A 23,596-nucleotide genomic window follows, 5' to 3' on the forward strand; every position below is an offset into this window, starting at 1 on the left:
CTGCCCTGGTCTTCCCCTGGGCGAGAACGGCGCGCAGCGCTTGAATCGGACCCATTTGTGCAAAGATTGGACGCATCAGCCAGCTAATCCTTTAAAATTAGGTCGATTATAACCCTCTCTTTTTAAAAAGAATTCATCGTTATGCGTGCCTCACGTTTTTTTATTTCCACGCTCAAGGAAGCGCCCTCCGATGCCGAGATCGTCAGCCACAAGCTGATGATGCGCGCCGGTATGATCAAGCGCCTCGGCTCGGGCATCTACACCTACATGCCCATGGGCCTGAAGGTGATCCGCAAGGTCGAGGCGATCGTCCGTGAAGAAATGAACCGGGCCGGCGCCATCGAACTGTCGATGCCGATCGTGCAACCGGCCGAGCTGTGGCAGGAAACCGGCCGCTGGGACAAGATGGGTCCGGAAATGATGCGCGTCAAGGACCGCCACGGCCGCGACTACGCGATCCAGCCGACCTCGGAAGAAGTGGTCACCGACGTGGTGCGCAGCGAGCTCAAGAGCTACCGCCAGCTGCCGGTCAACTTCTACCAGGTCCAGACCAAGTTCCGCGACGAGCGCCGCCCCCGCTTCGGCCTGATGCGCGGCCGCGAGTTCGTCATGAAAGACGCCTACTCGTTCGACAAGGACGTGGAAGGCATGCAAAAGTCGTACGCCTCCATGTTCGACGCCTACACCCGGATCTTCACCCGCTTTGGCCTGAAGTTCCGCGCGGTCGCGGCCGACACCGGCGCCATCGGCGGCAACTACTCGCACGAGTTCCACGTGATCGCCCAGACCGGCGAGGACGCGCTGGTGTACTGCCCGAGCTCCGACTACGCCGCCAACATGGAAGCGGCCGAAGCGCTGGCCCTGTCGAGCGAGCGTCCGGCCGCGTCGCAGCAACTGGTCAAGGCGGCCACCCCGGACACCACCAAGTGCGAGCAGGTCGCCCAGATGCTGGGCCTGCAGCTGTCGCAAACCGTCAAGAGCCTCGCGCTCACCGTCGAGAAGGAAGAGAACGGCCGCCAGGTCAAGGAAAACTGGCTGCTGCTGCTGCGCGGCGACCACGAGCTCAACGAGGTCAAGGTCAACAAGGTGCCGGGCCTGTCGGCCTTCCGCTTTGCCAGCGAAGCCGAGATCGTGGACGCCTACGGCGCCGTGCCGGGCTACCTGGGTCCGATCAATACCAGGCAGCCGGTCAAGGTCGTGGCTGACCGCACCGTGGCCAACATGGCCGACTTCGTGTGCGGCGCGAACGAAGCGGGTTACCACTTCACCGGCGCCAACTGGGGCCGCGACTGCCCCGAGCCGATGGTGGCCGACCTGCGCAACGTGGTCGAGGGCGACGCTTCGCCGGACGGCAAGGGCGTGCTCGCGATCGAGCGCGGCATCGAAGTGGGTCACGTCTTCCAGCTCGGCACCGCCTACTCGGCCAAGATGGAGGCGGTGTACCTGGACGAAGCCGGCAAGCCGGCGCCGCTGCAGATGGGCTGCTACGGCATCGGCGTGACCCGCATCCTGGGCGCGGCGATCGAGCAGAACTACGACGACAAGGGCATCATCTGGCCGGACGCGATCGCGCCGTTCGAGGTGGTGCTGGCGCCGATGGGGTACGAGCGCAGCGAGATGGTCAAGGCGGAAGCCGACCGCCTGCTGGCCGAGCTGCTGGCAGCCGGCGTGGACGTCATCCTCGACGACCGCGGCCTGCGTCCTGGCGCAATGTTCGCGGACTGGGAGCTGATCGGCGTGCCGCACCGCGTGGTGATCGGCGAGCGTGGCCTGAAAGAGGGCAACCTCGAATACCAGGGCCGCCGCGACGAGGCCGCCACCGCCGTGCCGGCAGCCGAGATGATCGGCTTCATCAAGGCCAAACTGGGCAAGTGAGGCCAGGCTGGGCACAAGGCCGGGCGGTAGCGGCCTGGCTTGGACGCCTGCTGCTGGTCGCGGGCCTGGGCATGGGTTCGGCTGCGCATGCGGGCAACCAGAAGGAAGAGGCGCTGGCCGACTCGGTGCGCGTGGCCCTCACGCGCGCGATCCACGACAACCGGCCGCCCAAGCCGGTGTTTCGCGACGAGGCCGCGCGCGCGCGCTACCAGGCGTGGTACGCGGAGATGTCGGACCGGCTCAAGCGGCGCCTGCCGGACGAGCTGACGCGGCGCGAATTCCTTGAATCCGCGTGGTACGAGGCAACCCGCGCCGGGCTCGATCCGGGGCTGGTGCTGGGCCTGATCCAGGTCGAGTCGGCGTACCGCAAGTATGCGATTTCGCTGGCCGGCGCGCGCGGCTACATGCAGGTGATGCCGTTCTGGACGCGCATCATCGGCGACAACAACCGGCGCGCGCTGTTCGACATGCAGACCAACCTGCGCTACGGCTGCTCGATCCTGCGCATGTACATCGACATGGAAGGCGGCAACCTGTTCCTGGCGCTGGGCCGCTACAACGGCAGCCGCGGCCGGCCGGAGTATCCCAACGCGGTGCTGTCGGCGTGGAAGAAGTGGCAGTTCAGCGCCACGCGCTGAACGTAGGGTGGGCGGGTTTCCCGCCCACGCGTCCAATACAGGTTGAAATACCGGATCGTTTGCCCGAAGTCCGGCTGGACTGATATATAGCTACCCATACCGCTAGTGTTAGCACGTCGTCCCGGCGAAAGCCGGGACCCATACTGAGCATATTGCCACGCGGCCGGTGCATCGGGTGCGGCCGCGCAAGCGGTCTATGGATCCCGGCCTGCGCCGGGATGACGGTTCATAAGAAGCGGGTGATAAGCGCGCAGTTGGCCGCCCAACGTTTGAAAACAAAAAGCCCTGGCACGCGGCCAGGGCTTTTCTGTTTCGTTGGCTTAGGACAGCCGGGCGATTGCTTATTTCAGGTGATCCGAAATGAGCTTGGTCATTTCGAACATCGACACCTGGCTCTTGCCGCCGAAGACCGGCTTGAGCTTGTCGTCGGCATTGATCATGCGGCGGTTCGCTGCGTCCTGGAGGTTCTGCTTCTTGATGTAGTCCCAGACTTTCTTGGTCACTTCAGTGCGCGGCAGCGGCGACGAGCCGACCACGGCGGACAGCTGGGCCGACGGCGTCATCGCTTTCATGAAAGCGGCGTTCGGCTTGCGGGCTGCTGCGGGTTTCTTGGCTGCTGCGGCTTTCGGTGCTGCCTTGGCGGGAGCTGCTTTTTTTGCTGCCGGCTTGGCGGCCGGTTTTGCCGCAGGCTTGGCTGCTGCTTTCTTGGCTGGCGCTGCGGCGGATTTTTTGGCTGTTGCCATCTTCGAGCCTCCTAAACGAACACATTAGAAAAATGCGCAATTGACGCACCGGCCTATATTGGTGTCGTTTTAGTGTTCGTGCAAGTCTTTTTCGAAATTTTTTCGATTAAACAAGCTTAGAGTATGGGGTTCGTCGCAAAAAGCGGGTTTCCAGAGTGAGAATGCGTGAAAAAAAGCCGTGGAAGGCTGCCCTTCCACGGCTCTTTCAAGTTGGCTTCAACACGTCGTCCCCGCGGAGGCGGGGACCCATGCTGAGCGTGCGTTCACGCGGTCTATGGGTTCCCGCCTGGTGCGGGAACGACGTTCTTGGGTTTGCGACTGCCGGTAATGACGCTGGTTCGGCGCTTACCGCAGCCCCGGCATCATCCCCTTCATTCCGCGCATCATCTTCATCAGGCCACCGCCCTTGAGCTTCTTCATCATCGCGTTCATCTGCTCGTACTGCGACAGCATGCGGTTCACGTCCTGCACCTGCACCCCGGCGCCGGCTGCGATGCGGCGCTTGCGATTGGCCTTGATGAGCTCGGGCTTGGCGCGTTCGGCCGGGGTCATCGAATCGATGATACCCACCATCCGGCGCACCTGCTTTTCGGCCTGGTCCATGTTGGCATTGCCGGCGGCCTGCTGGAACTGCGCCGGCAGCTTGTCGATCAGGCCGGCCATGCCGCCCATTTTCTTCATCTGCGCCAGCTGCGCCTTGAAGTCGTTCATGTCGAACCGGGCGCCGGACTTGATCTTGGTGGCCAGGTCCGCGGCCGCCTTCATGTCCACGCCCTTGCGCGCTTCTTCGACCAGGGCCAGGATGTCGCCCATGCCCAGGATGCGGTTGGCCATGCGCGCCGGATCGAACGGCTCCAGGCCGTCGAGCTTTTCGGACACGCCGGCAAACTTGATCGGCTTGCCGGTCACGTGGCGCACCGACAGCGCCGCACCGCCGCGCGAGTCGCCATCGAGCTTGGTCAGCACCACGCCGGTCAGCGGCAGCGCGTCGTTGAAGGCCTTGGCCGTGTTGATCGCGTCCTGGCCGAGCATGGCGTCGACCACGAACAGGGTCTCGATCGGCTTGACCGCCGCGTGCACCTCGGCGATCTCTTTCATCATCGCTTCGTCGATACCCAGGCGGCCGGCAGTGTCGATGATCAGCACGTCGTGGTAGTGCTTGCGCGCCCAGTCCAGCGCGTTCCTGGCGATGTCCACCGGCTTGTCGGTGGTGGTGGTCGGGAAGAAGTCGGCGCCGACCTGTTTGGTCACGGCCTCGAGCTGGGCGATTGCAGCAGGGCGGTACACGTCGGCCGAAACCGTCAGCACCTTTTTCTTCTTTTCTTCCTTGAGGTACTTGGCCAGCTTGCCGGTGGTGGTGGTTTTACCCGCGCCCTGCAGGCCGGCCATCAGGATGATCGCGGGCGGCTGCTGCGCGAACGACAGCTGCGAGGCTTCGGGGCCGAGGTCGGCGCCCATCAGCGCGGCCAGCTCGCGCTGCACCACGCCCACCAGCGCCTGGCCCGGCGACAGCGAACCGATCACTTCCTCGCCCAGCGCTTTTTCCTTGACCTTGCCGATGAACTCGCGCACGGCCGGCAGCGCCACGTCGGCCTCGAGCAGCGCCAGGCGCACTTCGCGCAGCATCTCGGCGGTGTTCGATTCAGTCAGGCGCGCCTCGCCGCGCATCGTCTTGACGACCTTGGCAAGGCGTTGGGTAAGGTTATCCAGCATGGCTATCTACTATTCAGATGGTTGAGTCGGACGTTGCCGCCAGGGCAGTCCGGACGAAACCGTCATTTTACCCGATAAGACGGGCGTTCTTACCGACGAGCGCGGCGCCGGCCGCGGCATCCCGGCGCACCCTTGCACACTGTTGTGTTGAATAGTTTGACAACATCTTGCCCAGCGGTATACCTTTCCAGCGGGTATTAAGAAGACGGCGCACGCCAAGCCGCCCGGCCATACCGCAGCTCATCGATTGACCTTACGACCTAACGGAGAAGAGAAGTCATGAAAGCAAAAGTGTTCGGCAAGACCCTCCTCATCGCATCGCTGCTGGCCGCCACAAGCGCGCAGGCCCAAGAGGTGGTGCGACTCGGCAATCTCAAGTTCGCGCATTACGGCGCCGTCTCGTATATCAAGGAAATCGCGCCCAAGTGCGGCATCAAGGTGGAGGAGAAGGTCTTTGCGAAAGGGCTGGACGCCATGCAGGCCGTGATCGCGGGCGAGCTGGACGTGGCCACCACCGCCTCCGAGGCCGCCATCTCCGGCCGCGCCGCCGGCGCCCCGATCTATGTGGTGGCGGGCTTTGCCAAGGGCGGCGCGCGGCTGGTGGCGCGCCAGGGCCTGCCGATCAAGAGCGTGGCCGACCTGAAGGGCAAGAGGGTGGGCGTGACGCGCGGCGGCATCCAGGAAGTGCTGCTGATGGCCGAGCTGCACAAGGCCGGCCTGTCGTCCGACACGGTGCCGGGCAAGGACGTGCAGCTGGTGTACCTGGCCTATGCCGACCTGAACCAGGCGCTGCTGGGCAAGAACATCGACGCCATGATGCAGTCCGAGCCGCAGTCGTCGCAGGCGATCAACAAGGGCTTCGGCGTGGAAGTGCTCAAGCCGTACGACACCCCGATCGGCGAACCGGTGCGCACCATGGTCATGACGGAGAAGTTCTACACCACCCATCGCCCCGTGGCCGAAAAGTTCATGAAGTGCTTCGTGCAGTCGACCAAGACCTTCCTCGACAACCCGGCGCTGGCCGAGAAGTATGTGCGCGAGGTGGTGTTCAAGGGCCAGATCAGCGCCGACGACTACAAGGACGCGCTGGGCAACTCGATGTTCTCGTATGACGTGACGCCCGAGCACATCCAGGCCACGACCGACATGATGGTCAAGACGGGCGTTGGCAAGATGGCCAAGCCGCCGGTGGCCAAGGAATGGGTCAAGACCGATTTGCTGGACGAGGCCAAGAAAAGCCTGAACATCAAATAAGGCGGAGGCGCCGATGGGCAAGCGAAACTGGCGGGAGATCGGGCTCGGGCTGGTGGTGCCGCTGGTCGCGATCGCACTGTGGCAATGGGTGGTCAAGCAGGGTTGGGTGGACGAGAAGATCCTGCCTTCGCCGCAGGAGGTGGCCGAGAAGTGGGTGGCCTACCTGCTGCCGCTCAAGCCCTTCGCCGAGTTCCAGCAAGAGAACCCGGGCGCCAGCTGGTGGGCCTGGGCATTCTCCGGCGAGCTGATCGTCGATTCGCTCGGCAGCATGTACCGGGTGGTGGTGGGCTTTTTGGTCGGGGCCGGGCTGGCACTGCCGCTGGGCCTGGCGATGGGCGCGAGCCGGGCGGCCTATGCCTGGTTCAACCCGCTGGTGCAGGTGCTGCGCCCGATCCCGCCGATCGCCTACATCCCGCTGTCGATCCTGTGGTTCGGGCTGGGCAATCCGCCGGCCGTGTTCCTGATCGCGCTGGGCGCGTTTTTCCCGGTGCTGATGAACACCATCGCCGGCGTGCGCCAGGTCGACTCGATCTACCTGCGCGCCGCGCGCAACCTGGGCGCGGGCGGCGCCACGCTGTTTTTGCGGGTGATCCTGCCGGCGTCGGTGCCGTACATCCTGGCCGGGGTAAGGATCGGCATCGGCACCGCCTTCATCGTGGTGATCGTGGCCGAGATGATCGCGGTGAACAACGGCCTGGGCTACCGCATCCTCGAAGGGCGCGAGTACTTCTGGTCGGCCAAGATCATCGCCGGCATGATCACCATTGGTATGTTGGGCCTGGCGATCGACGTGGGCATGACGCGCCTGAACAACCATCTGCTGCGCTGGCACCGCGGCCTGGAGCACTGAGATGAGCGGATCGCACATCGTTATCGAGCACGTGGGGAAGGTGTTCACCGCAGGCGGGCGCGACGTGGTGGCGCTCAAGGACATCAACCTGGACATCCCGCGCGGCCAGTTCACCTGCCTGCTCGGGCCTTCCGGCTGCGGCAAATCGACGCTGCTCAATGCGGTGGCCGGCTTTGCACCGCCGACTGCGGGCAGCATCACCGCCGATGGCCAGCCGGTCACCGGGCCGGGGCCGGACCGCGGCATGGTGTTCCAGGAATACGCGCTGTTCCCGTGGATGACCGTGGAGCAGAACATCGGCTTCGGGCTCGAGATCAAGGGCGTGCCGCGCGACGAGATCAAGCGCCGCGTCACCGAGCTGCTCAAGCTCCTGTCGCTGTCGGACTTTCGCCAGCGCTTTCCCAAGGACCTGTCGGGTGGCATGCGCCAGCGCGTGGCGATCGCGCGCGTGCTGGCGCTGGACTCGCCGATCATGCTGATGGACGAGCCGTTCGGCGCGCTCGACGCGCTCACCCGGCGCAACCTGCAGGACGAGCTGCTGCGCATCTGGGCGGAACTGAAGAAGACGATCCTGTTCGTGACCCACTCGATCGAGGAAGCGATCTACCTGGCCGACCGCATCGTGGTGATGACCTACCGGCCGGGCACGATCAAGCGCGACATACTGGTGGACCTGGCGCGCCCGCGCGACCCGGCGGCGCCGGAGTTCAATGCGCTCAAGCGCGAGCTGGGCTTGCTGGTCATGGAAGAACAGCAGCGCCACCACAGCGACGAGCTGCGCATGGCGGCGGTGGATTAGTCGTGATTCGTAGGGTGGGCACATTGTGCCCACGCGGTGATACGCGGCCGTGCAAACTTCCCTTGGCGCTCGCCGAGCGTTCCCGCGTGGGCTCAAGAGCCCACCCTACGTAACATCTACCGCCAGCGCCGCCAGGTGCGAGCCGCGGCGGCGCACGAAATCGAGCAGCAGTTCCGGATACTCCGGCGTCACCGCCCCCGCCACGGACGGCCGCGCGGCCAGCGCCGCGCGCCACGCCTGCACCTTCGGCTTGCCGTCCAGGATGCCGAACCGGCCGATCCGGTCGAACACGTCGAAATACCGGAACACCGGCCCGAACGCCGCGTCCACCAGCGAAAAGCGCGCGCCCGCGAACCACGGCCCGTCGCCCAGCACCTGCTCGATGGTCGCGAATTTCCCTTCCAGGCTGTCGGCCGCGCGTTCGAATGCCGCCGCATCCGGCGCGTTGTAGAACGTCCCGATGGCCGTCAGCACGCTGGACCCAAACTCCACCCACGCCCGGTGCTTCGCCCGCAGCAGCGGGTCTGCCGGATGCAGCCTTGGCCCGAGCGTCTCGTCCAGGTAGTCGCAGATCACCGCCGACTCGAACAGCACCTCGCCATCCACCTTCAAGAGCGGCACCTTGCCCAGCGGCGAAATCGCGGTGAACCAGGCCGGCCGGTTGCCCAGGTCCACCCAGCTGCGCTCGAACGCGGCGCCTTTTTCGGCCAGGGTGATCGCCGCGCGCTGCACGTACGGGCACAGCTTGTGGCTCACCAGTTCCAGCCGGGCGGTCATGGCTGCGCTCCCGCCGGCCGCAGCGCCAGCGCGCCGTCGCCGCCCAGCGCGTGCACCACCGACGCGATCATCAGGAATGCCGGGTACTCCCAGCCGCCGCCGTTGGCGGTGAACACCCAGCCGTTGGGCAGGTGCACGCTGGCCGCGCCGGCCAGCACCGGCAGCAGCGCCAGCGAAGCGGCGCGGCCATGAAAACCAAGCAGGATCATCAACCCGCCGGCCAGTTCGGCCGCCACCACCACATAGGCGGAGTGGGCCGGGAATCCGTGCGCCACAAAGAACTGGTCGGCGCCGGGCAGGGTGAACACCACGATCTTGAGCAGCGCGTGGGCCAGCCACATGACCCCGAGGGCGACGCGCAGCAGCGTGAATGCGTATGCGGTTTGCATCATCTCGTCCTTTCGTAAAGTCGTTGCAAGTGCAACTAAATCGCAGTGTAGTTGCTGGTCGTTGCAATTGCAACTAAAATCACCGCATGACCAAGAAAGACGACAACCCTTCCGCCTGGCCGCTGCTGCTCACCGGGCACGCGGTCCTGACCGGCATGATCGAACGCCGCCTGGCCGATGCCGCCCTGCCGCCGCTGGCCTGGTACGACGTGCTATGGGCGCTCGAGCGCGCGCCGCAGCACCGCCAGCGCATGCATGAACTGGCCGACTACGTGGTCCTCACGCGCAGCAACCTGACGCGGCTGGTGGACCGGCTGGAAACGGCGGGCCTGCTGCGGCGCGAGAGCGACCCCGAGGACAAGCGCGGCGCCTACGCGGTGCTGGAGCCCGCTGGCCTGGTCATGCGCAAGAAGATGTGGACGACCTATTCGGCGGCGATCCACGAGCTGTTCGACGCCCACCTGTCCGCGGCCGAGCAAAAGGCCATCGGCGGCGCCCTGCGCAAGGTGATTTCCGCGGCGCGCGCGTTGTGAGGCTGGCCCTGCCGCCGGCTGGACTGCACCGGCCGATGTTGGTGTAGACTTGGCGTCTATGCAGACCTCTCTATTCTTTGCCGCGGCCCTGCTGTACGCGCTGTGCACCGTGCTGCCGTCGCGGCGCGGCGCGCTCGTCTCAGGCGTGACCGCGCTCGCCTGGCTCGTCCACGGCGCCGCAATGTGGCTGGACATGGCCACGCCCAGCGGCCTGCGCGTCGGCTTTGCCATCATGTTATCGGCGGCGATGTGGATCTCGGTGGCCGCCTACTGGCTCGAAAACCGCAATTTCTCGCTCGACGGCCTGCGCCGCATGGTGATGCCGTCGGCGTTTGCGGGGGCGCTGCTGCCGGTGCTGTTTCCCGGTAGCGTGATGCCGGTGCAGCAACAGTCCGCCGCCTTCGGCTGGCACATCGCGGTGGCGGTGCTGGCCTACAGCACCATGACGATCGCCGCGTTCCACGCCGTGCTGATGGCGCTGCAGGAATCGCGCCTGCACACGAGAAGCAGCAGTTCCGGCTGGCTGGGCGGCGCGCTCGACCAGCTGCCGGCGCTGCTGACGATGGAAAAGCTGCTGTTCCGGATGATCTGGATCGGCTTCATCCTGCTCAGCCTCACGGTGCTGTCGGGGATCGTGTTCTCCGAAGAGCTGTTCGGCCGCGCGCTGCGGTTCGACCACAAGAGCGTGTTCGCGCTCCTGTCCTGGCTCCTGTTCGCGTCGCTGCTGGCGGGCCGCCGCTGGCGCGGTTGGCGCGGCAAGACCGCGCTGCGCTTTACCCTTGCCGGTTTCGCCACGCTGGCGCTGGCTTACGTCGGCAGCCGTTTCGTGCTCGAGGTGGTGCTGCACAGGAGCCTGGCATGACGCGCTTGTTGTTCTGGCTCGCGCTTGCCATCCTGGTGGTGATGGCCATCCGTACCAAGCTGCGCCAGGCCGCACCGCCGCCGCAGGCGCCGCGTTCGCCCGAGCCGGCGCGGCCCGTGGCCGGACAGTCCGAACCCATGGTGAACTGCGCCCATTGCGGGGTGTACTTCCCGGCGTCCGAAGCGGTGCGCGCGGGCGGCCGCGAGTACTGCTGCCCGGCCCACGCCCGCCACAGCGCCTCCTGATTGCCGATGGGCCGCTGGCAGGCGCTGTCCCCGGAATCGCGCGCCACCTTCTGGCGCTCGCTGCAGACCCTGTGCGTGACCCGCGTGGTGATCGCGGTGGTGCTGCTGGCCTACCTTGGCCTGGCGCCTTCCGGCGCCATCAACGCCAACGGCGCCCTCTACGCCCAGACCTGCATTGCCTACCTTGCGGCGGCGCTGGCGTTCACCGCCGTCGGCAGCTACTGGAAGCAGCGCTTCCTGGCCCAGCTGTCGGTCCAGATCGCGGCCGACCTGGCCGCCATCTCGGTGCTCTACCTTGCCGCCGGTGGCGCCAAGAGCGGCCTGGGCATCCTGTATCTGTTCCCGCTTGCCGGCGCAGCGATCCTGGCGCCGCTGGTGCTGGCGCTGTTCTCGGCATCGGTGGCGACCCTGTTCATGCTGGGCCACTCGATCTGGCAGGTCATCACGCAGGACGGCGAATCGTGGGTGCGCCAGGCCGGCATGTACGGTGCCGGCTTTTTCGCCGTGGTGCTGCTGGTGAGCCGGCTGGCGGCGCGCCTGATCCGGCAAGAGGAACTGGCGGCCCAGCGCGGCGCCGACCTGAAGATCCAGCAGGCGATCAACCAGATCGTGATTGCCGACGTCGGCGACGGCATCCTGGTGGTGGGGCGCGACGGCCGGGTCTTTGCCGGCAACCCGGCGGCGCGGCGCATGCTTGGGCTGGACGAGGCCGCACTCGATTTCCGGCTTGGCGACGTGGCCGCGCTCGAGCCGCTGGCGCAGGCGTTCTCGGCATGGCTGACCGCGCCGGCGGGTGCAGCGCAGGACGCCGTGTTCGTCAACGTCAAGCCGTGGAACGAGGAGGGCGCCCCGGCCCCGCGTGGCCGGCTGGGCCGGGCCTCGCACCTGAAGCTGCGCTTTGCGCGCGTGGATACGGACGAGCAGGCGGCGGGGCGCAGCGTCGTGTTCCTGCAGGACGTCTCCGCGATCGAAAACCAGGCCCAGCAGCTCAAGCTGGCCTCGATGGGGCGCCTGACCGCCAGCATCGCGCACGAGGTGCGCAACCCGCTGTCGGCCATCGGCCACGCGACCGCGCTCTTGGCCGAGGATCTGTCCGGCCCGGCCGAGGTGCGCCTCTTGAAGATCATTGGCGACAACGTCACGCGCGTGAACCGCATGGTCGAGGATATCCTGCAGCTGTCGCGCAAGGCGCAGCCGAGCGGCGAGCCGGTGCCGCTGGCCGCGTTCCTGGCCGAGCTGAAGGCCGAATTCTCCGAAACGCACGGGCTCGCCGATGATATAGTGTCGATCGGCCAGAGCGGCGACGCAGCCGTGCGTTTCGACCCGCTGCACCTGCGCGAAGTGCTGCTCAACCTGCTGAACAACGCGGTGCGCTACGCCAGCGGCAAGCCGGGCTCGATCCGGCTGTCCACCGCGCTCGATCCGGTCGGGCGGCGCGAGCTTCACGTGCAGGACGACGGCCCCGGCATCACGCCCGAGGTGCGCGACCACCTGTTCGAGCCGTTCTACACCACCTCGAGCAAGGGCACGGGCCTCGGCCTGTACCTGGCGCGCGAGCTGTGCCTGAACAACGAGGCCATGCTCGACTACGAATACCGGTTCGAAAACAGCGCGCTCGGTCCGCGCCGCGCCACTGGCCGTTTTGTCATCACCTTCGCGCTGCCGGCAGCCCGGCGCGCAAACGCAGCCAACGGAGAGGCAGTTCAATGAGTTCACCCCGCATATTGGTGGTTGACGACGAAGCGGACCTGCGCGAGCTGCTCGAGATTACGCTGCTCAAGATGGGGCTGGACGTGGACAGTGCGGCAACGCTGGGCGAAGCGCGCGCGCTGCTGGCCCGCCATGCCTACGCGCTGGTGCTGACCGACATGCGCCTGCCCGACGGGCTGGGGCTGGAGCTGGTGCGCGAAGTGACCGCCGCCTATAAATGCACGCCCATCGCCGTGGTCACCGCCTATGGCAGCGCCGAAAATGCGGTGGTCGCGCTCAAGGCCGGCGCGTTCGACTACGTGACCAAGCCGGTGGTGCTGGAAGACCTGCGCATCATGGTGCGCTCCGCGCTGCGCCTGTCCGAGCCGGTGCAAGAGCCGGCCGCGCAGCAGGCCTCCCAAGGCTCGCGCCTGATCGGCGAGTCGCCGGCGATGCAGTCGCTGCGCGCGCAGATCGCCCGCCTTGCGCGTTCCAACGCGCCGATTTCGATCACCGGCGAATCCGGCAGCGGCAAGGAGCTGGCCGCGCGCGAGATCCACGCGCAAAGCACGCGCGCCGCCAAACCCTTCGTGGCCGTGAACTGCGGCGCGATCCCCGAAACGCTGATGGAGGCCGAGTTCTTCGGCTACCGCAAGGGCGCGTTCACTGGCGCCGCCGAAGAGCGCGAGGGCTTCTTCCAGGCCGCCAATGGCGGCACCTTGATGCTCGACGAGGTGGCCGACCTGCCGCTGCCGATGCAGGTCAAACTGCTGCGCGCGATCCAGGAGCGCCGGGTGCGCAAGATCGGCGCCACCAGCGAAGAGGCGGTGGACGTGCGCATCATCAGCGCCACCCACCAGGATCTGGCGCGCTGCGTCGAAACGGGCACCTTCAGGCAGGACCTGTTCTACCGCCTGAACGTGATCGAACTGCGCCTGCCGCCGCTGCGCGAGCGGATCGAAGACCTGCCGCTCCTGTGCGAAGCCATCCTCGCGCGGCTCTCGGCACCCGGCCTGAAAGTGAGCCTGGGCCCGGGCGTGCTGGAGGCGCTGGGCGAGTACCCGTTCCCTGGCAACGTGCGCGAACTGGAGAATGTGCTCGAGCGCGCGCTCGCGTTTTCGGACGATGGCGTGATTGAAGTGGGCGACCTGTCGCTCAAGGCCGCGCGCCCGGCCGGGCCGGCGCCGCAGCCCGGGCAGGGAACGGTAGCGCCGGCGCCGCCACCCTCGCTGGCGCCCGACGACGCACCGCTGCCGAGCAATTTGCCCGACTACCTGACCCAGGTCGAGCGCGACATCATCGTGCGCGCGCTGACCCAGACCCAGTTCAACCGCGCCCAGGCGGCGGCGCTCCTGGGCATCAGCGTGCGCCAGCTGCGCTACCAGATCCAGAAGCTGGGCATCCAGGCGCCGGAAGGCTGACCTGGCCGCGCGCCCGCTGCCCCGTTTTGCGCGCCGAATGCATGCCTGAAAATGTTGTCTTTTCGCCAGCGCAGCGAAGCGGCCACGGGCTGTTTGGGGAGCCATGCATACGTAGGCTCGTGCGGAATGTTAGTGCTCACTTACCGCCGATTCGGCATCGTGCCCGGCTTAATAAATGTCAAGCCCGAGCACGAAAAAAAAGAGTTGAACTTCAGGAATTTATTCTCTTGCGGGGCCACCGGTCAGGCACTACAATTAGTCTCAACATCAATCTCCTCACTAGATATAGTAGAACGAGCAGCAACAAGGACTAGACGCCGGAAACGTTTCTGACAGCGGGATGGGCGGCCTGGACTTGACGCGAGCTTGCCGGAAAAATCCACAGTAGTGTCATTTTGCTAACCATGCTTTTTGCGGTTGGCTGGCTATTTTTTTGCTTTTTTATTTGTGACGGACCGCGGCTAGCAGGGCGGTTCACCTGAACAACAAATGGCGGCAGGCGACCTGCTTGCCCTTGCTGGAGGCTCAATGCAAACACAAGACATTTCGACCAATTCCCAGAACGTCCAGGGCACCAGCGCCGCGGCGCTCGTGGCCAGCGGCGACTACCGCATCATCCGCCGCAATGGCGCCGTGGTGGCGTTCGAGCCGTCCAAGATTTCGGTCGCGATGACCAAGGCCTTCCTGGCCGTGGGTCCCGAGCAGGGCCAGGTGTCGGCGCGCGTGCGCGACCTGGTCGAGCAGCTCACCCACAACGTGGTCGCCGCCCTGGTGCGCCGCCAGCCGAACGGCGGCACCTTCCACATCGAAGACGTGCAGGACCAGGTCGAACTGTCGCTGATGCGCTCGGGCGAGCATGAAGTCGCGCGCGAGTACGTGCTGTACCGCGCCAAGCGCATCGAAGAGCGCCGCCTGGCCAAGGAAGCGGCCGGCACCGCCGCGCCCGCCGCGCCGCAGATCCACGTGATCGACGGCGGTGTGAAGAAGCCGCTGGACATGAACGCGGTCACCGGCCTGATCGGCGCGGCCTGCGCCGGCCTGGAAAAGCACGTGGACGCCGAGGCGATCCTGACCGAGACCCTGAAGAACCTGTACGACGGCGTGCCGGTCGAAGAGTTGCACAAGTCGGCCGTGCTGGCCGCGCGCGCGCTGATGGAAAAGGACCCGGCTTACAGCCAGGTCACCGCGCGCATCCTGCTGCACTCGATCCGCAAGGAGATCTTCGGCAAGGAAGTGGCGCAGGCCGAGGCAGCCGCCGAATACGTGAGCTACTTCCCGAAGTACATCGCCAAGGGCATCGATGCCGAGCTGCTGGACGAAGAGCTGGGCAAGTTCGACCTGGAGCGCCTGGCCAAGGCCCTGGTGGCAGACCGTGACCTGCAGTTCGGTTACATTGGCCTGCAGACCCTGTACGACCGCTACTTCCTGCATATCCGCGACGTGCGCATCGAGATGCCGCAGGCGTTCTACATGCGCGTGGCGATGGGCCTGGCCCTGCGCGAGGAAGACCGCGAAGCGCGCGCGATCGAGTTCTACAACCTGCTGTCGACCTTCGACTTCATGAGCTCGACCCCGACCCTGTTCAACTCGGGTACCCGCCGCTCGCAGCTGTCGTCGTGCTACCTGACGACCGTGTCGGACGACCTGGAAGGCATCTACGACGCGATCAAGGAAAACGCGCTGCTGTCGAAATTTGCCGGCGGCCTGGGCAACGACTGGACCCCGGTGCGCGCGCTGGGCTCGCGCATCAAGGGCACCAACGGCAAGTCGCAAGGCGTGGTGCCGTTCCTGAAAGTGGTCAACGACACCGCCGTGGCGGTCAACCAGGGCGGCAAGCGCAAGGGCGCGGTCTGCGCCTACCTTGAGACCTGGCACATGGACATCGAGGAATTCCTCGACCTGCGCAAGAACACCGGCGACGACCGCCGCCGCACCCACGACATGAACACCGCGAACTGGATTCCGGACCTGTTCATGAAGCGCGTGATGGAAAAGGGCGAGTGGACCCTGTTCACGCCGTCGGAGTGCCCGGACCTGCACGACAAGGTCGGCAAGGCCTTCGAAGACGCATACACCGCCTACGAAGCCAAGGCCGCGCGCGGCGAAATCCGCGTGTTCAAGAAGATCCAGGCGATGGACCTGTGGCGCAAGATGCTCTCGATGCTGTTCGAGACCGGCCACCCGTGGATCACGTTCAAGGACCCGTGCAACATCCGCTCGCCCCAGCAGCACGTGGGCGTGGTGCACTCGTCGAACCTGTGCACCGAGATCACGCTGAACACCAGCGCGGACGAGATCGCGGTCTGCAACCTGGGTTCGGTCAACCTGCCGGCCCACATGAAGGGCGACGGGTTGGACCTGCTCAAGCTGCAAAAGACCGTGCGCACCGCGATGCGCATGCTGGACAACGTCATCGACATCAACTACTACGCCGTCGACAAGGCCCGCAACTCGAACCTGCGCCACCGTCCGGTCGGCCTGGGTATCATGGGCCACCAGGACTGCCTGCACATGATGCGCGTGCCGTTCGCATCGGACAAAGCGGTGGAGTTTGCTGACCGTTCGATGGAAGCCGTCTGCTACTACGCCTACCTGGCCTCGACCGAGCTGGCCGAAGAGCGCGGCCGCTACCAGTCGTACGAAGGTTCGCTGTGGGACCGCGGCATCCTGCCGCAGGACTCGATCAAGCTGCTGGCCGAAGAACGCGGCGGGTACCTGGAGCAGGACACCAGCGAGACCATGAACTGGAACATGGTGCGCGAGCGCGTCAAGAAGTACGGCATGCGCAACTCGAACTGCGTGGCGATCGCTCCGACCGCGACGATCTCGAACATCATCGGCGTGTCGGCTTGCATCGAGCCGACCTTCCAGAACCTGTACGTGAAGTCGAACCTGTCGGGCGAGTTCACCGAGATCAACGCCCACCTGGTGCGCGACCTGAAGGCGCGTGGCCTGTGGGACGAGGTGATGATCGCCGACCTGAAGTACTTCGACGGCACCCTGTCCAAGATCGACCGCGTGCCGGACGACCTGCGCGACCTGTACGCCACCGCGTTCGAAATCGAGCCGAAGTGGCTGGTGGAAGCCGCATCGCGCCGCCAGAAGTGGATCGACCAGGCCCAGTCGCTGAACATCTACATGGCAGGCGCTTCGGGCAAGAAGCTGGACGAGACCTACAAGCTGGCCTGGCTGCGCGGCCTGAAGACCACCTACTACCTGCGTACCATTGCGGCCACGCACATGGAGAAGTCCACCGTGCGTACCGGCGCGCTGAACGCGGTTCCGGTCTCGGGCGGCCTGCCGGCAGCGGCGGCGCCAAGCGCACCGGCAGCTCCGGCTGCACCGGCAGCGGATGCCTCTGGCGTGGTCGAGGGCGCGGCCTGCTACCTGCGTCCGGGCGACCCGGGCTTCGATGAGTGCGAAGCCTGCCAGTAAGGATTGCGTATTTGAGCACGTCGTTCCCGCGAAGGCGGGAACCCATGGACCGCGTGAATGCACGCTCAGCATGGGTCCCCGCCTGCGCGGGGACGACGTTCGTAAGCTAACAAGAAAGGAACTGAATTATGTCGTTGTCCTGGGACGATGAACCGAGCACCGAACAACAACCGCAGGCATCCGGCGACGTGGCCGTCAGCGCGGCCGATATCGCCAAGCGCGTGAACGCCGACGACAAGCGCATCATCAACGGCAAGACCGACGTCAACCAGCTGGTCCCGTTCAAGTACAAGTGGGCGTGGGACAAATACCTGGCCGGCTGCGCCAACCACTGGATGCCGCAGGAAGTGAACATGCAGCGCGACATCGAGCTGTGGAAGAACCCGAACGGCCTGACCGAAGACGAGCGCCGCATCGTCAAGCGCAACCTCGGCTTCTTCGTGACCGCCGACTCGCTGGCCGCCAACAACATCGTGCTGGGCACCTACCGCCACATCACCGCGCCCGAGTGCCGCCAGTACCTGCTGCGCCAGGCCTTCGAAGAGGCGATCCACACCCACGCCTACCAGTACATCGTTGAGTCGCTGGGCCTGGACGAGCGCGAGATCTTCAACGCGTACAACGAGATCCCGGCGATCCGCGACAAGGACCAGTTCCTGATCCCGTTCATCGAGACGCTGACCGACCCCGAGTTCAAGACCGGCACCATCGAGAACGACCAGAAGCTGCTCAAGTCGGTGATCGTGTTCGCCTGCCTGATGGAAGGCCTGTTCTTCTACGTCGGCTTCACCCAGATCCTGGCGCTGGGCCGCCAGAACAAGATGACCGGCGCGGCCGAGCAGTACCAGTACATCCTGCGCGACGAGTCGATGCACTGCAACTTCGGCATCGACCTGATCAACTCGATCAAGATGGAAAACCCGCAGCTGTGGACCGCCGAGTTCCGCGAAGAGCTCAAGCAGCTGTTCCTGAAGGCCGTGGACCTCGAGTACGCCTACGCCGAGGACACCATGCCGCGCGGCGTGCTGGGCCTGAACGCGCCGATGTTCAAGAGCTACCTGCGCTTCATCGCCAACCGCCGCGCCGTGCAGATCGGCCTGGACCCGCTGTTCCCGAACGAAGAGAACCCGTTCCCGTGGATGAGCGAGATGATCGACCTGAAGAAGGAGCGCAACTTCTTCGAGACGCGTGTGACCGAGTACCAGACCGGCGGCGCGTTGAACTGGGATTGATCGTGCTCTCAGCGTAGCATCAGAAGTTAATAAGCACAAAGGCCCGAGGACGGGCCTTTGTGCTTTTGCTGTTCGGCTTTCCTTTTCAAGTTCTCACCCACCCGTCCTGAGCCGTCGTAGTCTGTATCAAGTACGAGATGTTGTTCTTGTATCAAAAAATGGTGACGGATCGATTGCTCTGCAAGTGGGATGTAAAGGACAATTGTTGAGGGAAGTTCGATGAATGTTGACGAATGAAAATTGATGACAATTTCAGTGTGCTTGAGCTGGACTTAGGTGCCGCAGAGAGGGTTCGCGCGCTTGGCGCCTACTATACTCCGGACGCAATCGCGACGGCAGTTGCTACCTGGGCTGTTCGCACTGGAAGTGAGAACATCCTCGAACCTACGGCTGGAGGGGGGGCGCTTCTGACCGCGGCTCATGCGCGAGCGAGGCACCTAGGACACGCGTTACCTTGGAGAGCGACAGCGTACGACATTGATGCACATGCGATCAGAAATCTAAATCTCCTGATGCTTGATGGGCTAATCGTGCAACAGGCAGATTTTTTGACGGTACACCCCAACCCGCATAAAAAATTCGATTTGGTCTTGGCGAATCCGCCATTCACTCGTAACCACGCGCTCGCAGACGCGCAACGAGACTACCTGCGTAAGCGATTTCAGACGAAAGGGCCTGCCGGCCTTTGGGTGTACATCCTACTTCATTCGCTCGCCTTTCTAACGGTTGGCGGAAGGCTAGCTTCCGTTGTGCCGCGGTCGATTCTCTTCACTAACTACGGCGATTCCTTCTTAAGACGCCTTTGCAAATGCTTTGGTTTTGTGGGGGTGTATGAGCTGGCTAGCAAGCCTAGTTGGAGCAGCCATGCTGAAGAAGCGGGCGCTGTAGTTCTCGCAGAAGATTATTTGGTTAGCAGCTGTTCGAGCTACGAGCGAGGATCGCTCGGGAATGATGGTTCGACGACGGTTTCATCGACCGCTCCATCCGAAGCTTTTGAAGAAATTGCGAAAAATTGCAAGAGTTTGGGAGAGATATCTTCCATATCGATAGGCGCGGTAACAGGCAGGAATGAAGTTTTTTTACTATCTGAACACGATAGGAAGAAATCAGGTATACCATATGACGACTTGCGACCGGCGGTGTCTCGGCGCCGGCAGATTTCAGGTATAACATTGAGCTTGGAGGATCTAAACCAGATGGCATCTGACGGCCAAAAGACCTGGTTGCTCTATCCTCGAAAGCTAACACGTGCTGTTTCAAACCACCTCTCCAAGATACCGGAAAGTGACCGTGCCAAGGTCGTATGGTTTAAAAAGAGATCCCCTTGGTGGAAGGTCCAGGTGGCTTCACGGTACGATGCGGTCTTCACCTATATGAATGATGCTGGTCCGCGAGTAGTACGGTTAGAGCCTGGAATTGTGTGCACTAACACTCTCCACAAACTTGAGTTTAAGCCGTCGACATCCGAGCAAGCGAAGTATTCTGCGTTACTTTCGCCGATCTCAACATTCGGACAGGTGGCAGCCGAGAAGATCGGACGAGCGTATAGCGGGGGCGTGCTTAAGTTCGAGCTCAGGGAAGCACGGAATTTGCCGATAGTTATCTCGCCATCCTTTAACGAGTCCTTGCTTTCAAAAGTCGATGGTATGTTGAGGAATAACGACATCGTTCAGGCCGCGCAGACAGTTGACGAGGCATTTATGCCTCAGTTATTCGGGGCATCATGGCGCGATGCGCAACGCACACTTATATATGAACTTGACACCCTCAGAGCTGCAAGGCGAAAGAAGGGAAAGGACCGCTAGTATGGCTACAACGACCGAACATTTTTTTGCCGCGGACGCCGCCATAATTGCGCGGTTGGGGCGCGAGCTAGTGGCAAAGCAGGAGACTGCATTAATTGAGTTAGTGAAAAATAGTTACGATGCCGATGCCACCGAAGTCGTCGTCAAGTTCATGACCGAACAGCCAGTGCCGACTTTAGAAATCGTTGATAACGGGTCCGGAATGACAAAAACAGACCTTGTTCTCGGGTTTCTGCGACTTGCGAGCGATAAAAAAGTGTCTGAGCCGTTGTCGCCGAGATATAAGCGTCGCCGTGCCGGACGAAAGGGTATCGGACGTTTCTCAGCACACAGGCTAGGTGATAGGTTAGTGCTGACCACACGTCACGCATCGGAAGCGGTGGGTTGGAGACTTGACGTAAATTGGGCGGATTTTGCAAGGGGCGCAGAACTCTCCGCTATCCCCGTCACCATCAGCGAAATCGAGGTCTCTGAACCGGGCACGACAATACGCATTGAGCATCTTTTCGACGAGTGGTCGGAAGCAGCGATCAAACGTTGTTGGAGAAACGTCCTTAGACTACAGCAGCCTTATCCCGTCGCACCTGTTGAAGAAAAGCCGTCGGTTGACCCTGGCTTTGTCGTAAGGTTTACTAGAGAGAATTCTCTTCTGAAAGATGAGACTGTGGTCGCGGATCTTCAGACAGAAATTCTCGACCATATGCATGCAGTAATTGAGTTCAAAGTCGATGACCTTGGATTTGCCAGCTGGAGGATGGTGAAAAATAGGTTTGCGCCCTCAACCGATTGGCAGAAGATCAATAGTTATACGCCAGATGATCCAAAGCCTGGACCATACAAGTATTTGAGAAACACTTGGATGCGTACGCACTACGTCATTTTGTTGGCTGAACTATTACCAACGATGGTGTTCACGCGGGTTCGGGACGAGTTGGCAAGTCTAGGCGGCGTAAGGCTTTATCGAAACGGCTTCAGAGTCGTACCGTACGGGGACCCCGACAATGACTGGCTGGGTTTCGATGAGTTGTATGCGAAGCGCACGTTCCTGGCACCAATCAGCAACCGAAATTTTTTTGGTGTTGTAGAGGTGAGTGATCCCGACGGGCAAATGTTTGAGGAGCACACATCCAGGGAGGGGCTGCTAGAAACATCAGCTTTCGCTGAATTAAAACATTTGGCATCTGCTGTGATTGTGACCGCAGTTGGGGCAATTTCTGATGCCAGGGGTAAGAAGACGCGTGCGAGCGATAAGCCAACTCAGAGCCAGGATCCAATCAAAAAGCTGAAGTCGGCCGTCGATAATCTGCTTTCGTCAGGTAGTGCTCCCGTCTCAACAAATACGGGGCCGGAGCCGTTGTTCAGTGTTCCAACGGTTACCGCTCCAGCTATTGAAGCCGTGAAGGCGATTGCCGACGAAATCGAGCAGAGCGTTGAGGAGGCCCGATCCGCGCTCGCAGACGAAACCGCAATGTTACGCCTGCTTGCGACGTTAGGCATGACAACTGCTGAGTTTAGTCATGAAACCGGAATGACATTTGATGCGTTTCGCTTTGATTTCCAAGAAGTCTTCAGAACTGCAGTCGACGCGAAACAAAATGACTCGGATTTCTTAGAGAAGGCGGTACGCGCCCAAGCTATGCTAGCAAGGCTGGATGCGCTCACATCTTATCTAAATACTCTCGCTAGTTCACGATCTAGCAGGGATGTCCAACCGGTTAGTCTAGCTAAAGTCGTTGAGGATTTTGAAAAAGGGATCCGTCTCCAAGCGAAGACACAGTCAGTTGACTTAAGGGTGGTCGTCCCCAATTACGATCCGCTTTACACACGACCTATGCATGAAGCAGAGATCGCGTCAATATTGCTCAATCTATATACGAATGCAGTCAAGGCAGTCAAGCGTCGCGGCGACGAGCGGGTTATTGCCGTGATTGCGGATCGAGCCGAAGAAAACTCGATGGTTCGACTACGTTTTATGGATAGCGGGGATGGGGTTCCTGAGCAAAATCGCGAAAAGATATTCGATGCATTCTTCACCACCCGTGTTTCACCTCCGGGTTCGGCGTCAGATGTCGATCACGCTAAGGGAACCGGCTTGGGGCTTTGGATCGTCAGTCAGATTGTCAATAATGCTGGTGGCGAAATTGTTGTGACCGAGCCCCCAACAGGGTTTTCTACTTGCTTCGAAATGCTACTTCCGGAGGAAAACGACAATGCCAAATGACGGCGTCTGGATTTTCGTGGACGATAGGCGTGAAGAAGCGCGCGCATTCGCAGCGGAATTTGAGCGAAGCGGACAAATCAAAATAGAGGTGTTGAGTCCTACTGAAGCGCGACAGCAGCTATTGCTGGCGCGAAGAAAACCAGCTGGTGTACTTATGGATGTTGATCTGTCATCGATCGCCGATGAGCTAGGGACCGGACCAGGGATAGCCCAAGACATTCGCACAAAGCAAAAGGCAGGGTTAGCACAGGAGTTCCCAATTGTGCGGTTTTCGGCAGCCGAGCCCGTGCACAGAAATGTTCTCGGAGATCCATCCAGCGATGATCTGTTCGAATTAAAGATCTTAAAAAATGAGGTGCGACACAAGCGCGATCAGATTGTCCTTCATTTGCTCGGGCTTACGGAGGTATATGAAGCGCTGGATAAGCTCGAGGCAAGTCCGGGCGGATGGTCCGCTGAGTTAGATGCGATTTTTGGAATCGACGCTGTAAAGTTTAGTGGCTGGGGTCATGAGGGCCTGGTCGCAAAAGTACTGGCAGGAGCAATGCATTCAAGCCATGTCGCGGCAAATGCGTTCTGCCGTCTTTTTTTAATACCGTCGGGCCTGCTCATCGACGAGAAATTATTGGCGTTAAGGTTGGGCGTTGACGTGGAAAAAAGTGGAGCGGCCTGGGCAACCCTACTTGGGAAGTTGGGTGACGCCAAGTACGGAGGGGTCGCTCGAACGCGGTTCGAACGATGGTGGGCTCGTGGGCTCGAGGAGTGGTGGTTCAAGAATATCGATTCGATTACGCCCCTCGCTAGTAGGACGGTTGCCGAGCGAGTGGACTTGCTCGCTAACCGGACTACAACACCAGGGCTAGAACCGCTGGCGGGATCAGCGCCGTCGTCAGAATTTCGACCTTGGCGCTTTTGCAGGCTCGGACTCGAGAGTGAACCGGCGGAGTTCCTTCCTGTAGACCCTACCGATTCTGTGAGGCTGACGCCGCAAGCTGATTTCCCAGCATGGATTGATCCACCCGTGGCATCACTGAGGCTGGCACTTCGCGCCAGGAACGACGCCAGACTCAATCAGAAAGACCTGGAGCGGATGCGCAGGAAACATCGGGCGTGAG

General features: G+C 62.6%; 19 protein-coding genes. 15 read left to right on the top strand and 4 right to left on the bottom strand.

Annotation, left to right across the window (positions count from 1 at the left end):
• The first annotated feature begins 141 nt into the window (after window positions 1-141).
• Together NX774_RS17670 and NX774_RS17675 are read left to right on the top strand one after the other, a co-directional pair.
• Window positions 142-1,875, top strand: coding sequence for a proline--tRNA ligase (locus NX774_RS17670; RefSeq protein WP_258823579.1), 1,734 nt, complete (start codon window positions 142-144; stop codon window positions 1,873-1,875).
• A 71-nt stretch (window positions 1,876-1,946) separates the two neighbouring features.
• Window positions 1,947-2,513 carry a lytic transglycosylase domain-containing protein gene (locus NX774_RS17675; protein WP_258823776.1) on the top strand — a complete coding sequence of 189 codons (567 nt, stop codon included), beginning with the start codon at window positions 1,947-1,949 and terminating at the stop codon, window positions 2,511-2,513.
• A gap of 341 nt (window positions 2,514-2,854) precedes the next feature.
• Here NX774_RS17675 and NX774_RS17680 read toward each other — a convergent pair whose 3' ends face one another.
• Both NX774_RS17680 and ffh read right to left on the bottom strand, forming a co-directional pair.
• Window positions 2,855-3,256, bottom strand: coding sequence for an SWIB/MDM2 domain-containing protein (locus NX774_RS17680; protein ID WP_258823580.1), 402 nt, complete (start codon window positions 3,254-3,256; stop codon window positions 2,855-2,857).
• 345 nt (window positions 3,257-3,601) lie between these two features.
• Window positions 3,602-4,969 (bottom strand): signal recognition particle protein, encoded by a 1,368-nt coding sequence (gene ffh, locus NX774_RS17685; protein ID WP_258823581.1) that lies wholly within the window; start codon window positions 4,967-4,969, stop codon window positions 3,602-3,604.
• A gap of 279 nt (window positions 4,970-5,248) precedes the next feature.
• Between ffh and NX774_RS17690 the strand changes: the two genes are divergently transcribed.
• Genes NX774_RS17690 through NX774_RS17700 form a run of 3 tightly spaced genes read left to right on the top strand, consistent with a single transcriptional unit; the run spans window position 5,249 to window position 7,872 of the window.
• Window positions 5,249-6,223 carry an ABC transporter substrate-binding protein gene (locus NX774_RS17690; RefSeq protein ID WP_258823582.1) on the top strand — a complete coding sequence of 325 codons (975 nt, stop codon included), beginning with the start codon at window positions 5,249-5,251 and terminating at the stop codon, window positions 6,221-6,223.
• Between the two features lie 13 nt (window positions 6,224-6,236).
• Window positions 6,237-7,073 (top strand): ABC transporter permease, encoded by an 837-nt coding sequence (locus NX774_RS17695; RefSeq protein ID WP_258823583.1) that lies wholly within the window; start codon window positions 6,237-6,239, stop codon window positions 7,071-7,073.
• A gap of 1 nt (window position 7,074) precedes the next feature.
• The gene (locus NX774_RS17700; protein WP_258823584.1) at window positions 7,075-7,872 is read left to right on the top strand and encodes an ABC transporter ATP-binding protein; all 798 of its coding nucleotides are present in this window, start codon (window positions 7,075-7,077) and stop codon (window positions 7,870-7,872) included.
• A 105-nt stretch (window positions 7,873-7,977) separates the two neighbouring features.
• Here NX774_RS17700 and NX774_RS17705 read toward each other — a convergent pair whose 3' ends face one another.
• Window positions 7,978-8,649, bottom strand: coding sequence for a glutathione S-transferase family protein (locus tag NX774_RS17705; RefSeq protein WP_258823585.1), 672 nt, complete (start codon window positions 8,647-8,649; stop codon window positions 7,978-7,980).
• Window positions 8,646-9,041: a DoxX family protein gene (locus tag NX774_RS17710; RefSeq protein ID WP_258823586.1), complete on the bottom strand. Its 396-nt coding sequence runs from the start codon at window positions 9,039-9,041 to the stop codon at window positions 8,646-8,648. The genes NX774_RS17705 and NX774_RS17710 overlap by 4 nt, the downstream gene beginning before the upstream one ends.
• A gap of 83 nt (window positions 9,042-9,124) precedes the next feature.
• Between NX774_RS17710 and NX774_RS17715 the strand changes: the two genes are divergently transcribed.
• From NX774_RS17715 to NX774_RS17760, 10 genes are all read left to right on the top strand, one after another.
• Window positions 9,125-9,571: a MarR family winged helix-turn-helix transcriptional regulator gene (locus NX774_RS17715; protein ID WP_258823587.1), complete on the top strand. Its 447-nt coding sequence runs from the start codon at window positions 9,125-9,127 to the stop codon at window positions 9,569-9,571.
• Between the two features lie 58 nt (window positions 9,572-9,629).
• Window positions 9,630-10,433 carry a cytochrome C assembly family protein gene (locus NX774_RS17720; protein ID WP_258823588.1) on the top strand — a complete coding sequence of 268 codons (804 nt, stop codon included), beginning with the start codon at window positions 9,630-9,632 and terminating at the stop codon, window positions 10,431-10,433.
• On the top strand, window positions 10,430-10,678 hold the full coding sequence (locus NX774_RS17725) for a PP0621 family protein (RefSeq protein WP_258823589.1): 249 nt from the start codon (window positions 10,430-10,432) through the stop codon (window positions 10,676-10,678). The genes NX774_RS17720 and NX774_RS17725 overlap by 4 nt, the downstream gene beginning before the upstream one ends.
• A gap of 6 nt (window positions 10,679-10,684) precedes the next feature.
• Window positions 10,685-12,388, top strand: coding sequence for a sensor histidine kinase (locus NX774_RS17730; protein WP_258823590.1), 1,704 nt, complete (start codon window positions 10,685-10,687; stop codon window positions 12,386-12,388).
• A complete protein-coding gene (locus NX774_RS17735) occupies window positions 12,385-13,788 on the top strand; it encodes a sigma-54-dependent transcriptional regulator (protein ID WP_258823591.1) in 1,404 nt (467 codons plus the stop codon). Before NX774_RS17730 ends, NX774_RS17735 begins: the two co-directional genes overlap by 4 nt.
• Before the next feature lie 528 nt (window positions 13,789-14,316).
• Complete coding sequence (locus NX774_RS17740) at window positions 14,317-17,223, top strand: ribonucleoside-diphosphate reductase subunit alpha (RefSeq protein ID WP_258823592.1); 2,907 nt, start codon at window positions 14,317-14,319, stop codon at window positions 17,221-17,223.
• Between the two features lie 128 nt (window positions 17,224-17,351).
• A complete protein-coding gene (locus NX774_RS17745; protein ID WP_258823593.1) occupies window positions 17,352-18,455 on the top strand; it encodes a ribonucleotide-diphosphate reductase subunit beta in 1,104 nt (367 codons plus the stop codon).
• Between the two features lie 233 nt (window positions 18,456-18,688).
• On the top strand, window positions 18,689-20,260 hold the full coding sequence (locus NX774_RS17750) for an HsdM family class I SAM-dependent methyltransferase (RefSeq protein WP_258823594.1): 1,572 nt from the start codon (window positions 18,689-18,691) through the stop codon (window positions 20,258-20,260).
• Between the two features lies 1 nt (window position 20,261).
• Window positions 20,262-22,481, top strand: coding sequence for a sensor histidine kinase (locus NX774_RS17755; RefSeq protein WP_258823595.1), 2,220 nt, complete (start codon window positions 20,262-20,264; stop codon window positions 22,479-22,481).
• Window positions 22,471-23,595, top strand: a complete 1,125-nt coding sequence (locus NX774_RS17760; protein ID WP_258823596.1) for a hypothetical protein — start codon at window positions 22,471-22,473, stop codon at window positions 23,593-23,595. Before NX774_RS17755 ends, NX774_RS17760 begins: the two co-directional genes overlap by 11 nt.
• The last annotated feature ends 1 nt before the right edge of the window (window position 23,596 follow it).

Source organism: Massilia agilis (assembly GCF_024756255.1).
In the GTDB taxonomy this organism is placed as follows: domain Bacteria; phylum Pseudomonadota; class Gammaproteobacteria; order Burkholderiales; family Burkholderiaceae_D; genus Telluria; species Telluria agilis.

Coding starts and splice junctions, on each gene's coding strand:
- ffh (WP_258823581.1), bottom strand. CDS start 4,969: ATGCTGGATAACCTTACCCAACGCCTTGCCAAGGTCGTCAAGACGATG.
- NX774_RS17690 (WP_258823582.1), top strand. CDS start 5,249: ATGAAAGCAAAAGTGTTCGGCAAGACCCTCCTCATCGCATCGCTGCTG.
- NX774_RS17715 (WP_258823587.1), top strand. CDS start 9,125: ATGACCAAGAAAGACGACAACCCTTCCGCCTGGCCGCTGCTGCTCACC.
- NX774_RS17745 (WP_258823593.1), top strand. CDS start 17,352: ATGTCGTTGTCCTGGGACGATGAACCGAGCACCGAACAACAACCGCAG.
- NX774_RS17750 (WP_258823594.1), top strand. CDS start 18,689: ATGAAAATTGATGACAATTTCAGTGTGCTTGAGCTGGACTTAGGTGCC.
- NX774_RS17670 (WP_258823579.1), top strand. CDS start 142: ATGCGTGCCTCACGTTTTTTTATTTCCACGCTCAAGGAAGCGCCCTCC.
- NX774_RS17695 (WP_258823583.1), top strand. CDS start 6,237: ATGGGCAAGCGAAACTGGCGGGAGATCGGGCTCGGGCTGGTGGTGCCG.
- NX774_RS17675 (WP_258823776.1), top strand. CDS start 1,947: ATGGGTTCGGCTGCGCATGCGGGCAACCAGAAGGAAGAGGCGCTGGCC.
- NX774_RS17740 (WP_258823592.1), top strand. CDS start 14,317: ATGCAAACACAAGACATTTCGACCAATTCCCAGAACGTCCAGGGCACC.
- NX774_RS17720 (WP_258823588.1), top strand. CDS start 9,630: ATGCAGACCTCTCTATTCTTTGCCGCGGCCCTGCTGTACGCGCTGTGC.
- NX774_RS17730 (WP_258823590.1), top strand. CDS start 10,685: ATGGGCCGCTGGCAGGCGCTGTCCCCGGAATCGCGCGCCACCTTCTGG.
- NX774_RS17700 (WP_258823584.1), top strand. CDS start 7,075: ATGAGCGGATCGCACATCGTTATCGAGCACGTGGGGAAGGTGTTCACC.
- NX774_RS17755 (WP_258823595.1), top strand. CDS start 20,262: ATGGCTACAACGACCGAACATTTTTTTGCCGCGGACGCCGCCATAATT.
- NX774_RS17735 (WP_258823591.1), top strand. CDS start 12,385: ATGAGTTCACCCCGCATATTGGTGGTTGACGACGAAGCGGACCTGCGC.
- NX774_RS17725 (WP_258823589.1), top strand. CDS start 10,430: ATGACGCGCTTGTTGTTCTGGCTCGCGCTTGCCATCCTGGTGGTGATG.
- NX774_RS17680 (WP_258823580.1), bottom strand. CDS start 3,256: ATGGCAACAGCCAAAAAATCCGCCGCAGCGCCAGCCAAGAAAGCAGCA.
- NX774_RS17705 (WP_258823585.1), bottom strand. CDS start 8,649: ATGACCGCCCGGCTGGAACTGGTGAGCCACAAGCTGTGCCCGTACGTG.
- NX774_RS17760 (WP_258823596.1), top strand. CDS start 22,471: ATGCCAAATGACGGCGTCTGGATTTTCGTGGACGATAGGCGTGAAGAA.
- NX774_RS17710 (WP_258823586.1), bottom strand. CDS start 9,041: ATGATGCAAACCGCATACGCATTCACGCTGCTGCGCGTCGCCCTCGGG.